12 protein-coding genes are annotated in these 13,084 nt (G+C 65.0%); 10 read left to right on the plus strand and 2 right to left on the minus strand.

Annotated elements, in window-relative coordinates; all coding sequences use genetic code 11:
* The first annotated feature begins 55 nt into the window (after positions 1 to 55).
* The 8 genes from QM615_RS20515 to QM615_RS20550 all read left to right on the plus strand — a co-directional run bounded on the left by QM615_RS20515 (position 56) and on the right by QM615_RS20550 (position 7,975).
* The gene (locus QM615_RS20515; RefSeq protein ID WP_283347853.1) at positions 56 to 1,288 is read left to right on the plus strand and encodes a YveK family protein; all 1,233 of its coding nucleotides are present in this window, start codon (positions 56 to 58) and stop codon (positions 1,286 to 1,288) included.
* Entirely contained in the window at positions 1,278 to 2,387 is a 1,110-nt protein-coding gene (locus tag QM615_RS20520; protein ID WP_283347854.1) for a glycosyltransferase, read from the plus strand. The genes QM615_RS20515 and QM615_RS20520 overlap by 11 nt, the downstream gene beginning before the upstream one ends.
* A complete protein-coding gene (locus QM615_RS20525) occupies positions 2,374 to 3,636 on the plus strand; it encodes a hypothetical protein (RefSeq protein ID WP_283347855.1) in 1,263 nt (420 codons plus the stop codon). Before QM615_RS20520 ends, QM615_RS20525 begins: the two co-directional genes overlap by 14 nt.
* Before the next feature lie 20 nt (positions 3,637 to 3,656).
* On the plus strand, positions 3,657 to 4,742 hold the full coding sequence (locus QM615_RS20530; protein ID WP_283347856.1) for a glycosyltransferase family 4 protein: 1,086 nt from the start codon (positions 3,657 to 3,659) through the stop codon (positions 4,740 to 4,742).
* Positions 4,743 to 4,902: 160 nt separating this feature from the next.
* Positions 4,903 to 5,433 carry a giguanylate cyclase gene (locus QM615_RS20535; protein ID WP_283347857.1) on the plus strand — a complete coding sequence of 177 codons (531 nt, stop codon included), beginning with the start codon at positions 4,903 to 4,905 and terminating at the stop codon, positions 5,431 to 5,433.
* Positions 5,434 to 5,438: 5 nt separating this feature from the next.
* Entirely contained in the window at positions 5,439 to 6,368 is a 930-nt protein-coding gene (locus QM615_RS20540; protein WP_283347858.1) for an aldo/keto reductase, read from the plus strand.
* Between the two features lie 193 nt (positions 6,369 to 6,561).
* Positions 6,562 to 6,924, plus strand: a complete 363-nt coding sequence (locus QM615_RS20545) for an STAS domain-containing protein (protein ID WP_283347859.1) — start codon at positions 6,562 to 6,564, stop codon at positions 6,922 to 6,924.
* Between the two features lie 154 nt (positions 6,925 to 7,078).
* Positions 7,079 to 7,975: an SDR family oxidoreductase gene (locus QM615_RS20550; RefSeq protein ID WP_283347860.1), complete on the plus strand. Its 897-nt coding sequence runs from the start codon at positions 7,079 to 7,081 to the stop codon at positions 7,973 to 7,975.
* On the opposite strand, the gene QM615_RS20555 is transcribed toward QM615_RS20550, so the two are convergent.
* Together QM615_RS20555 and QM615_RS20560 are read right to left on the minus strand one after the other, a co-directional pair.
* On the minus strand, positions 7,968 to 9,587 hold the full coding sequence (locus tag QM615_RS20555; protein WP_283347861.1) for an MFS transporter: 1,620 nt from the start codon (positions 9,585 to 9,587) through the stop codon (positions 7,968 to 7,970). The genes QM615_RS20550 and QM615_RS20555 overlap by 8 nt on opposite strands.
* 98 nt (positions 9,588 to 9,685) lie before the next feature.
* A complete protein-coding gene (locus QM615_RS20560) occupies positions 9,686 to 10,273 on the minus strand; it encodes a TetR/AcrR family transcriptional regulator (protein WP_283347862.1) in 588 nt (195 codons plus the stop codon).
* A gap of 118 nt (positions 10,274 to 10,391) precedes the next feature.
* Here QM615_RS20560 and QM615_RS20565 point away from each other — a divergent pair, with 118 nt between their 5' ends.
* A complete protein-coding gene (locus tag QM615_RS20565) occupies positions 10,392 to 12,080 on the plus strand; it encodes a nitroreductase family deazaflavin-dependent oxidoreductase (RefSeq protein WP_283347863.1) in 1,689 nt (562 codons plus the stop codon).
* 41 nt (positions 12,081 to 12,121) lie between these two features.
* Positions 12,122 to 13,072 carry an ABC transporter substrate-binding protein gene (locus QM615_RS20570; protein WP_283347864.1) on the plus strand — a complete coding sequence of 317 codons (951 nt, stop codon included), beginning with the start codon at positions 12,122 to 12,124 and terminating at the stop codon, positions 13,070 to 13,072.
* Positions 13,073 to 13,084 lie beyond the last annotated feature (12 nt).

The raw sequence follows: 13,084 nt of genomic DNA on the forward strand, positions 1-13,084 counted from the left end.
ACGACGGAAGGGTACACGGTTGATGTCCGTCCACGATGCCGTACACCGGGGCGACGTGCCCCCACCTATCGACCTCGCGGGACACATGCGAGAACTCGGCCGGGCACTGCTGCCCGCCGTGATCGTTGCTGTGCTGGTGGGTGCGGGCGTGTTCTACCTCAGGAGCGAACTCACCGAAAAGCAGTACGCCGCGTCGGTCGTGGCCGAGATCGAACCGGCCCAAAGCCTCGTTCCCGGTGACGCGTTCATCGAGCAGATGCGCGCACCGTTCGTGGAATTGGCGACCGATCGCAGCGTGCTCGATCAGGTCCTCACACAGGTCGACTCCGGACTGAACGCTGCCGAGCTGGCGTCGAGCGTAGAACTCTCCCCCGGTACTTCACCTGCACTGCTGACCGTCACGGTGACGACCCGTTCTCCTGAGCTCGCCGCAGATCTGGCTCGCGCGATGGTGTCGACGATGGCAAGTACCAGCACTGCCAACGCGATTCGTGACTCGCGAGAGCGAACCGACGAAGCGCAGTCCGCGATCGACGCGCAACAGGCGCGATTGGACGCTCTGCCCGCCGACGACCCGAGCCGGCCCGCATCCGTGTCGGAACTGGCCGAACTGCGCACCCGCCTGAGCGAGTTGGAGGCCACTGCGGGCGGAGACCGACTGGTCGTGCTGTCGAACCCCGACCAGAGCACCACACCGGTGTCACCCAAACCGGTCTCGGAGGCACTCGTCGCCGGGCTCGCCGCACTGATCGTTGCAGCCGAACTGATCGTGTTGCTGCGAGGACGTCTCGGACGCAAGCCCTCTCGGTCCTGGGCTCGTCGGGTGTCTCGCAAATACGGAGCGAAATTCGACCCGACGGCGAGCGACACCATGCCGCCCGCCGTGGCCGCGCGGATCGCAGCACTCGAACGCGGCGATAGACCCGTCTCCAGGGGTGCTCGGCACGCTGCGCCCAAGGGCGACAACGTGATCGTCCTGTTGGTCGGCGAGGGCGCTGTGACGGCCTCGACTCATGATCCGGATCGGACAGGCGAACGTCCTCGGGTCACCGAAGAATTCGGGTTGTCGGAGCAGTGGTGGCAGCACACCGACGTGGGCGACGTCGAGACCGTCGTGGTGTTGGTGTCGACACGTGGGCGCGACAAGAAGGCGGCAACTGCCGCGCTGCGGCAGCTCGACGAGTTCGACATTCCCGTGCATCTGGTCCTGCAGAGCAAGAACTCGACCCGACGGGTGGAACAGACCGCGCAGACGATCGCACCGGAAGGCCAACGCCATGCCAGCTGACAGAATTGCCGTCGTACACGAAAGATTCACCGAGATCGCCGGATCCGAGCACGTCATCGAACAGCTCGCGCTGCACTGGCCCGCGGCCGAGGTGTTCGCGCCGATTTCCCGGCCGGCCGGGGTTCCGTCGGGAATCGGCCGGGAGCCGCACACGACCGGCCTCAATCGTGTGTACAACGCGTTGGGCCAACGGTCGTACGCACCCGTTCTGCCGATGATGCCGCTCGCCTTTCGGCGCATGCCGCTCGACGGTTTCGATGCAGTCGTGGTGAGTCACCACGCATTCGCCACTCAAGCCGTGTTCGCCACCGACTCCCCGGTGATCGCCTATGTACACAGCCCGGCACGATGGGCCTGGGACCCCGAACTACGCGCAGGCGAGGGTGGCGGACGAGCAGGAGCAGCGATACTGACGGCACTGTCGGCCGTTGCCCGTCGTTGCGAGATCGCTGCCGCCCCGAAACTGAACACCGTGGTGGCCAATTCGACTGCAGTCGCACGTCGCATCGAGGATTGGTGGGGCCGTGACGACGCAGTGGTGGTCCATCCGCCCGTCGACACCGAGGGCTTCGTTCCCGATCCGTCCGTCGAGCGAGAGAACTTCTTCCTCCTCGCCGGACGCCTCGTTCCCTACAAGCGGCCCGATATCGCAGTCCGGGCCGCTGCCGAGGCCGACGTTCCGCTCGTGGTGGCCGGAGACGGACGAGCGATGGACGCCTGCCGTGCACTCGCCGGTCCGAAAACGACCTTCCTGGGCCGAGTTTCACACGAGAAACTCCTCGAACTGCACCGAACGACGCGGGCCCTGTTGATGCCGGGAGTGGAGGACTTCGGCATCGTCCCCGTCGAGTCCATGGCCTGCGGGACTCCCGTGATTGCGCTGGGCGACGGCGGTGCCATGGACTCGGTCGTACCGGGAAAGACCGGAGTGCATGTGCCACCGGGGTCGGACGAGGAAGTCGTCGCCGGATTCGCCGACGCCATGCGCTCGTTCGCTCCCGGAGACTTCGACCGCAGAGAGATTCGCACGTGGGCAGAGGGTTTCTCGCGGGCCCAGTTCCGCAGTCGTATGCAGGAGGTAGTCGATGCGGTCCGCTGAACGCCGATATCGTTCGACCGCACTGGACCGAGTCTTCGCCGACACCCGGATAGTGACTGCCGTCGGCCCCGTTCGTGGCCTGGACATCGAGCGCACACGCGCAACGCTGCGCGCCGCCGAACGTGTCGCCCGGACACCCCACGTTGCGCTCGAACCGCGGTCGGATACACGACAATGGCGCTACCGCAGCGACATCGCCGGAGACAACGTCACGGCCGGCACCGGAGCCACCGAGGATCTGGGCCGCATGCTCACCGACATTCGACGGCGAGACGGTGCGAGAGGACCGCTCGAGGTGATCGTGTTCGAGGACCATCTCGCTGTCGACTACTCGCACGGAATCGGCGACGGCCAGATCGGCGTCATGATGCTGGCGGCTTTCTCCGACGACGCCGATGGGACCCTGGTTCCCGCGCTCGCGACAGGGTTACCGGCCAGCGCAACGTGGAAAGCGCTGTGGCGTCACTATTCTCGACATCCGAAGACATTGGCGGACTTCTGGAAGTTGCGCGGTCGCCACCGAGCCGAGGCCGACGGCGATTCTGCTCCACGTCGCAGAATCGAGAACTGGGAGTCCGCGAAGGTCAGCCGCGCCGGGTACATGAACCGAACCCGAGTGGACGAACTCAAGCACTGGACGGCCGAGTACATGCCGGGAGCGACCGCCGCGTCGATCTCGACAGCGCTGTGGAGCGCAGCGCTGCGGGCCGAGGGCGTCGACGTCGACGATCACATCATGGTGTTGTTCAACAGCAGGCGTTATCTCGATCCGGCGCAGCAGAGTTCGCACGGGAACTTTGCCGTCGGCATTCCGCTTCACCTCCCTTCGGGCACGACACCCGTCGGTATCACTGCGGCAATGCGCGAGGTGATCGAATCGGGATGGCCGATAGCGGTGTTGGGAATGTCGCTACTGCGCGATGCTGCGACGCGATTTCGGTCTTCCGCTCGCGCACAGACCGATTCGGTCGTCGAGGTTCCAGAGACCTTGAGGTTGGCCGTCAGCGACCTCGGGCGACTGCGCGTCTTCGACCACCTCGATTGGGCCGACGACGGCAGGCCGCCGCAGATGGCAGCATCACTCGAGCCCGACGGCCCGGATGGCTGCACCATGCTCATTGCCGAGATTGCGGGTGGGCGGACCTACACGGCATCGTTCTGCAGCAAGATGATCGACGTCGCTGTGGTGGACGCAGCACTGCGGCGCATGTGCGACGACCCCGTCGCGCTACTCCGAGATGCTTTCTGACACAGGAACGGGGCTCGATCATGACCGCTGGATCGACGGTGTTGTTCCTGGCCCACACCGGGCAGGTCTCCGGTGCCGAAAAGGTGCTTCTGGATCTGATCGACGAGGCCGAGCGCCGCGGCTACGACACTGTGATCGCCTGTCCCTCCGGCCCCCTGACCGACCGAGTGCCCACGACGACGCGACACATCCCCATCGGCGAGCTGGGGCTCGGTGGTGAACGAGGAGCCGCCCGAGGCGTCGCAGCGGCACGCATGTCGGCGCGGTGGGTCACCGCAGCACGCGCGGTGCGTACGGTTGCCCGGGCGCCGGGCACCGTCACCGTCGTGAACTCACTCTTCGCGCTCCCGGTCGCACGGCTGGCCCGACCCCCTCGCGGTGCGTCGTGGCTCGTCCACGACACCATGACCTCTGCCAAACAGCGCGTGGTGGTGCGGTTCGCACGGTCGGCCGTTCGCGTCGCAGTCTCGGTATCGGAAGCCACCGCTGTACCCCTGCGCGCGGCCGGACTCCCGGTCGTGGTGTCACACAACGGAGTTCCATGGCCGGTTCCGCGTTTCGGCGGTGAGCTGCACGCCCCGCCGGTCGTCGGCATACTTGCCCTCCTCACGCCGTGGAAGGGCCATCGAGTTCTGCTCGACGCCGTGGCCACACTCCCCGAGATCCGTGTCGAACTCGCCGGCGGCAGCTTCCCCGGTGATCGTGACTACGTCGCAGAACTTCACGAGCGAGCGTCTCGATCGGACCTCGCGGGTCGTGTCGAGTTCCTCGGGCACACGGACGCGAAATCGGCGCTACAGAGATGGGACGTGGTCGTTTCCTCGAGCACGTCGCCGGAGGCGGGTCCGTTGTCGGTGCTCGAAGCGATGTCACACGGGCTGCCGGTGATCGGAACCGACCACGGCGGCACCCACGAGTTCCTCGCCGACGGTGCAGGAATTCTCGTCGAACCCGGCAACGTAGCAGCCCTCGCCGCAGCCATTTCCACGGTCATCGGCGATTCGAACCGACGAAGCGCACTCGGGGACACTGCGAGACACCGTGTTGCCAGCCGCCACGACATCGGCCGGACACTGCCCGAACTTCTGCACCGTCTCACCGACTGACAGACCGCCCGACCGCGCGAATTCGGTTAGGAAATCGAACGAAGCCGACCCCGGGCCCCGACGGCTGTGTTTGAATCGGGGCCCGATGGGAACGATGGGGGCTGATATGACTCGCGCCGTGACGAGATCCAACGAGCATTATCAATGGTGTATCGGCGTCATGACCAGCCTCGCGTTGACCACCGCCGTCAAACGCATCGTCTCCGCTGCAGCCCTGGCCATGGCTGTGGTCGTGACCCTCGAGCTCGCATTCGGCTACGGAGCCACGACGGCGATCCCGTCGATCGTGCAGTGGACGTGCATGATCGCCGCATACATCATGGGCGCGTTCTGGTGGTTCGGTCCGTGGCCGACGCTCGGACAGGCGTTCGCCTTCGTCGTCATCGCCAACTTCGCAATTTTCAGTGCCACCATCACCGCAGATTTCGCACCCGAGGTCACGCTCGGCAAATGCGCGTTCCTCATCCCGATCGGCATGCTTGCCGGCTTCTTCTTCGACAAGTGGCGGCTGGCCACCCACATCGCTCTCTGCCTGCTCGGCACCACGATCGTCGCGGTCTACATCGTCGTCGAGCGCGGTGTGGATACGTTCGTGGCAGTGGTTCTGTGGGCTCCGATCGTCATCTCCTTCACCGGCTTCGCCCTGCTGCTGCAGGCAACCACCCAATCCATGCGTCTGGAGTTCGAGTAACCGACATGCGAACCTTCTCCCTCCCCCACACCGGGACAGAAGTCTCGAGCATCGTGCTGGGGTTCATGCGCATCACCGATCTGGACGACGACCGGATCAGGAGATTGGTGGCCACCGCGCTCGACGTGGGCGTGACGATGTTCGACCACGCCGACATCTACGGCGGGTCACCGCACACGTGCGAGAAACGATTCGGCGATGCGGTGACGTTGACCCCGTCGCAGCGCGAGCGCATCAGCATTCAGAGCAAGGTGGGCATTCGCGAGGGCTGGTTCGACTTCTCCAAGGATCACATCGTCACCACGGTCGAGGCGTCACTCGAAGCCCTCGGCGTCGATCACCTGGACACTCTTCTGTTGCATCGCCCGGACACCCTCGTCGAGCCGGAGGAGGTCGCAGCAGCGTTCGACGACCTGCACGCGTCGGGCAAGGTCTTGGGCTTCGGCGTCTCCAATCACACACCCGGACAGATCGAGTTGCTGAAAACGGCTGTCGATCAACCGATTCTGTTCGATCAAGTTCAGCTGAGCATCGTGCACTCGCCGTTGATCGCGGCGGGCCTGACCGCCAACATGGGCGCCGAGGACCAGTCGATCGACCGCGACAACGGTCTACTTGACTACGCAAGAACGCGCGGCATCACCTTGCAGGCGTGGTCACCGTTCCAGAGCGGGACGCCGTCCGGCGTGTTCGTGGGCGACCGCGAGAACTACCCGGATCTGAACGTGGCACTGGACGAGATCGCCGACGTGTACGGGTCGACGCCGTCGGCGGTGGCAACGGCCTGGATCACCAGGCACCCGGCCGATATCCAGGTCGTGCTCGGTACCACCAGTCCTGATCGAGTCGTCGAAGCCGCCGGGGGTTCGGACCTACGCCTGACCAGGCAGGAGTGGTACCGCCTGTTCCGGACGGCGGGCCACACACTGCCCTGAACGACGCTCAGCGGCGTCACATCTGCCGTTACCTTTTCGTTCCCGACTAGCTATCGGTCCGTGATGATCAGGCCTCGATTCGGTGACGTTGCGCTGTCAGGATTGCCCCACGGCGCGCATCGGAACCTGTAGCCCTCGGGTTCCACCCCGTGCACGTCGGTCGTTAGGCCATCCGAACTGAGAGGTTCGCACCGTGACTGTCACCGACCACTTCGATTCTCGCCTCGCACGTGTCGGGCGCGGCAATGCTCATTACTTCATCGGCACCGAGCTCTACTCCCCTCGTCTGACTGTCGTCCGCGCGACGGGCGATCTCGACCATGGGTCTCGTGCCGATCTGGCGCAGGCGATCGATGAGGCCCTGCACGGCGAATCCGTTGTGCTGCTCGACTTGTCGGCAGTGACGTTCATGTACACGGGGTCTGCGTCCGTGGTCCTCGACGCTGTAGCACGCAGCGCCGGCCGCCTCGAGGTCTTCGCCCCGACGCGGCCCGCGCGCATCGTTCTCGACGCACTGGGCGCGGCGACGATCGGGGCGGATCCGCGCGCCGCCTGACCGGTGGAGGTTTGCGGTCCGGCCGATTCGGCAAACCCGAGGAGGACAGCGACTCCGGACGGCACATGTGCCGCGAGTCGTCTCCACGGAATCGAAGCGGCTCGTTCGACTTGCCGCGTGGAGCATTTCACGCACACCGAGGCAAGGATCGACAATGTCCGACCAGTTCAGCAAATCCGACCCGACCACCGCGTTTTCGATGCCCGATCGGGCCGAACAGGGTCGTCTCGAGCACCCCGGACTGACCCGCGACATGGTCACCGCTCCCGATCACGGCGAGGATTCCTACCGTGGATCGGATCGCCTGCACGGCCGTAAAGCATTGGTCACCGGCGGCGACTCGGGTATCGGCCGTGCCGTTGCACTGGCATTCGCGCGCGAGGGTGCCGACGTCGTCATTGCACACCTAGAGTCCGAAGGTCCGGACGCGCAGACCACCGTCGACCTCATCGAGGGAGCGGGCCGCGCCGGTAGAGCCATCGCCTGTGATCTGACCGACGAGTCGCAGTGCGTGCAATTGGTCGACACCGCGTCCGAGGTTCTCGGCGGGCTCGACATCGTCGTCAACAACGCCGCGTTTCAGATGGCGCAGATGGGCGGCATCGCAGACATCACCACCGAGCAGTTCGATCGCGTACTCAAGACCAACTTGTACGCCCTGTTCTGGATCTCGAAACGCGCTGCCGAAATCATGGACGCGGGATCCACCATCATCAACACCACCTCGATCCAGGCATCGAATCCCTCTCCCGAGCTGATGGACTACGCCACCACCAAGGCCGGAATCGTGGCGTTCACCAAGGGTCTCGCCGGCGATCTCGCCGAACGCGGAATTCGCGTCAATGCCGTTGCACCCGGGCCTATTTGGACGCCGCTGATCCCGGCCACGATGCCGGTGGAGAAGTACGAGAAGTTCGGCGAGACCGTCCCGCTGGGACGACCGGGTCAACCTGCAGAGCTGGCACCGGCTTATGTCTTCCTGGCATCGAACGAATCGAGCTACATCACCGGCGAGACCATCGCGGTCACCGGCGGCACGCCGTTCAACTGATCTTGTCGCCCTCTGCGGTGTCGCGCCACGCAAGTAGCACACCGTTTCCCTCGGGTCGTCGCCATGGCAGGAACAATGCGACGGCAAGCGCACATGCCACAGCGGCACCGACGGTCACGAACGACGCGAGCTGAAAGCCCTCCAGCGAGGCCGCTTTCATCGCGTGGATCAGGTCGGCCTTCTGCGTCGCGAAAATCGGGTCGGTGGGCGCTTTCCCGATTTCGATGACGCTGACGACCGTTTCGCGAGCGAACGCCTTTTGGTAGGGCTCCATGATCGCGTCGGGTATCGCGTCGATCTTCGGACTCACCTGTGAGGTGTAGATCGACGCGACGATCGATCCGAGCACGGCAACTCCGAGCGTTCCGCCGACCTCTCGGGTGGTGTCGTTCACCGCGGAGCCCGCACCTGCTTCGTCGAGCGTCACCGAGGACATGATCGACTCGGTGGCAGGGCCCTGCACGATCGCCAAGCCGAGGCCCATCAGCACCATCGAGACGAGAACCGGTCCCAGATAGGGCGTTTCGACCTCCACCTGACCTGCGATGAACATCCCGATGCTCATCACCATCAGCCCGAAAACGATCACCGCCGTGGTTCCGATGCGTTGCGCAATGATCGTCGCCAGCGGCGCACCGATGGCGATGGATACTGCGAAGGGCAGTGAGTGAACGCCGAACTGCAGTGGGGTCAACTCCATCACACCCTGGAAGTACTGGGTGATCATGAACAGGAAGCCGAACATACCGAAGTACGCCACGGCAATGGCCAAGGCGGGCAGTGAGAATCGTCGGTTCCGAAACAGGTTCAAGTCCAGTACCGGAGCCGGTGTCCGCAGCTCCCACCAGACGAACGCGACGATGGCTGCCGATCCTGCCAGATATGCTCCGATGCTCGTTGCAGACAGCCAACCATTGTGTGGCGCTTCGATGATCGCCCAGACCAGCACGGTGATGCCGGCCAACGACAGCGCGATACCCAGGGGGTCGTACTTCCCGACGTGCTCTGCTCTGGACTCCGGTACGCACGCCAGCGCGGCCACCAGAACGAGCAGTGCCACCGGAACATTGATCCAGAACACCGAGTGCCACGAGAAGTGCTCGAGCAGAAACCCACCGGCAGTCGGGCCGATTGCGATGGCAAAGCCCGCCATGGCAGTCCAGGCCGCGATGGCCAGCGCTCGCTCCTTGGCATCGGTGAAGATGTTGATGATCAGGGCAAGGGTCGCCGGAAACACCGCGGCCGCACACACTCCCATGGCCGCCCTCGCGGCGACCACCTGCCCCAGATCGGCGGCGACAGCGCCGCCGATCGACATCACAGCGATGCCCGCCAGTCCGAAAATCATGACCTTCTTGCGGCCGTAGCGATCGCCGAGGTGACCGAACGCCAACAGCAGTCCGGCGAACGTCAGTGTGTATGCGTCGACGACCCACTGCAGGCCGCTCATATCGGCACGTAGCTGCAGTCCCATCGAGGGCAGCGCGACGTTGACGACGGTGTTGTCCAAGACGACGAGCAGCTCGGCTGCGCAGATCACGATCAGCGCGAGGTATCGCCGACGGAACTGCGGCAACTTCACTGGCTGACTGGAGGTGGTGGGTGACGACATCGGAATCCCTTCGACTATGACGGTCGGCATAGTTCCTGAAGGGAAGTTAGCTGTAACTAGTAGTTATAGCAACATCGCCCGGCTCCTCCCGGTCGACGTCAGCGGCCCGCCGAGGCCTCCAGAACCGCCTCGAGCAGCGCCGACAACTCCCCCTCGGTCCGATCCAGAGCCGTGGTCGAGCGCTGCGCCTTGGCCATGATCAGCGCACCTTCGATGGCCGCGATCGCAAAGGTCGCCAACGCGTACGACCGCTCGCGAGTCAAGCCGCGCTGCCACAGGGACGCCGCGATCACGTCCTCCCAGGACGAGAAGGACTCACCCGCCGCGGCAACGGCCTGCGGCGCATGCAGCCCCTCGAGCGCGGCCGGCGCGACGGGACACCCCGCCTCGAAATCCGTGGCCAGCAGTTCGCTGCGGAATCCCTCGAGAATGGCCCGTACGGTCGCCGACGGACCGGCCGACGCCAGGCCGGCCGAGATCATCGCGCTCATCTCGGCTCCCGCAGTACGCGTAGCCTCTTCCACCAGCTGAGGCTTGCCGCGGGGAAAGTGGTGATAGATCGAGCCGCGGGGAGCGCCCGCGTGATCGATGACGTCGGCCAGCGAGGTGGCGTCGACGCCGCGTCGACGAAACAGCTGGGCAGCGCTGCGCAGCATGTCGTCCCGAGCACTGCTTCGATTCGTCATCCGAACCCCTCCCACGGACGCCACAATGATTGACGTGACGTCTCGTTACACCTACAGTCGTTCTGTAGCTATGTTGTCCATCATAGCTGGAGCCGCAGTCCCGGAACCGGAGCAACGCATGTCCCCTGACACCGACGTGATCGACCTGAGCAGCCCGCTCACCCTCACCTGCGGGCAGATCCTGCCGAATCGTGTGATGAAGGCAGCGCTCAGCGAAGGACTGTCCACCGCCGAGCACGGCCCGGACTCCCGCCTCGAAACGCTGTACCGCCAGTGGGGCGCCGGCGGCTACGGCCTGGTGGTGACCGGCAACGTGATGGTCGATCGGTCCCATCTCGGCGAACCGGGCAATGTCGTCATCGAGGACGACCGAGACCGTGATGCGCTGGCCCGTTGGGCGAAAGCGACGACCGACGGCGGTGCCCCCATCTGGATGCAGCTCAATCACCCTGGCCGGCAGGCCAATCCGATCGTCACCCGCACCAAGCCCGTTGCACCGTCCGCCATCGCCCCCAACATTCCGGGCATCCCGGCACCTCGCGCGTTGAGCGAGAACGAGATTCACGACATCATCGGCCGATTCGCCACCGCGGCGGCCGTGGCCGAGACGGCCGGTTTCGACGGCGTCCAGATCCACGGTGCGCACGGCTACCTGGTGTCGCAGTTCCTCTCCCCTCTGTCGAACAGGCGCGACGACGCCTGGGGCGGCGACCTCGACGGACGCATGCGGTTCGTGATCGAAGTCGTCCGCGCAATCAGAGCGGCGGTGTCGCCGAGTTTCGCGGTGGGAATCAAGCTGAACTCGGCGGACTTCCAACGCGGCGGGTTCAGCGAGGAAGAATCACGCATCACCGTCGAGCATCTCGTTCGGGAATCGATAGATCTGATCGAAATCAGTGGCGGCAGTTACGAATCACCCGCGATGATGGGCACCGCAAGCACCCGCGATCGTGAGGCGTACTTCCTGGAGTACGCGCGGACGGTGCGCGACGCGGCCGGAACAGTGCCATTGGCGGTCACCGGCGGCTTCCGTACCCGCTCGGTCATGAGCGCGGCAGTGCAATCGGGTGAGTGCGACATGGTCGGTCTCGGCCGTCCGACCGCCCTCGCCCCGGCCGTCGCGACATCGCTGGTCGACGGCACAGTCGATCGAGTCGAATCGCCGCGCGTGGCTCTGCGCGTCCCGTCGAAGTCCAGCGCGTTCAAGCAGATCAACGGCGCTCTCGATCTGCAGTGGCACACCGACCAGTTGCAGCTCATCGGCGCTGGGCAGCAGCCGAATTCGAGCCGCCCGGCATGGAAGACTGCGGCCACGATGCTGCAGCGCAACGGCTGGGACGCGTTCCGTAATCGTCGAGGCTCCGCTCGGGTGGACACCTCTGCTGCCGTGACGAAGTTTCGCCGCGAGCGCTTGATCGGAAAGTATGTCGCCAATCCCATCGTGAACGGATTGACGTCGCTGGGAGTGACGACCTCCCTGGTGACCGACCTCGAGACCATAGGACGCAAGACCGGGCACGCCCGTCGCGTGCCGGTGTCGGCGGCATTCGACGATTCCGGTGCGTGGCTGGTGTCGCAGCACGGCACCAGGTCCGGTTGGGGCGCAAACATCACAGACGAGCCCAGAATCCGAATTCGCGTGGGCAACCGATGGCGCACCGGCACAGCCACATTCGTTCCCGACGACGATGTCGTCGTCAGAGCGCGGTCGTTCTCCGGCAATCCCGTCCTCGGACGCATCATCGGAGCCGGCTTCCGAGCGCTCCAGACCGATCCGATCTCGGTCCGCATCGAGTTCGACGACTGACCGGTTCTTCACTTCCGACTTAGGTTTGCTTTACTTAACTAGTGAAGACTCTCCCCCTCGCGCCCGTAACCGTTGCCGCATTTGTTGCCGTATCGCTGATCACGTCGTGCAGTTCCGCTGCCGAGCCGGCGGACGACGCGGCAGGCCGACCGGTCACCACACAGTTCGGGACGATCGTGGTGCCGGAACGGATCGACTCGGTGGTTGTGATCGACGGCCGACGCGATCTCGACATCGCGCTGACCTTCGACCTACCCATAGTCGGGATGCCGGTGGAAACCGAGGCTCCGCCGGAGATGGCCGGGCCGCTGACCGAACCGACTCGGATGTTGCTCGCCGACGGCGTGCCGGAGCTGTATCCCCGCAACACGGTCGACCTCGAAGCGGTCGCGCGAGTCGCGCCGGATCTGATCATCGGGCGCGACGAAGTGGTCGAGGAGATATACGGCCGGCTCAGCGACATCGCACCGGTGCTGCCGGTGGGGTCCACCGGCAGCGGTGTCAGCTGGCAACAGGACGTGACCACGGTAGGTGATGCACTGAACCTGCAGGACCGAGCGGCAACGATCGTGGCCGAGTACGACTCTCGCGTCGACGAGCTCATCGTGCGGCATGCCGACGCGATCGCGAACACCGCGGTCCTGCCGATCAGTACGTCCGAGGAAGGTGGAATTTCGGTGGGCAGGCAACGAGTGCCGTCCATCGTGCTCGGAGACGTGGGAGCCCGGTTCGCCTCCGCTTGGAACGACGCCGATCCCGAAATCGAGTACGGCCCCGAGAATGTCACTGCCGCATCCGACGCGGTGGCCATGATTGCCGCCATCACGTCCGAGCAGGATCTGCAGGCGATGAACGCCAACCCGCTCTGGACCGGATTGCCGGCGGTGCGCACCGACCGCATCGTCCGGACCGACAAGTTCACCAACGACGGCGGCCCGCTGACCGCGCTGTGGACCCTCGGCCTGGTGGAGAAGCTCTACGCCCCGAGCTGACCGAGATGCATA

The sequence above is a fragment of the Rhodococcus sp. IEGM 1341 genome, assembly GCF_030056895.1.
GTDB lineage: Bacteria > Actinomycetota > Actinomycetes > Mycobacteriales > Mycobacteriaceae > Rhodococcoides.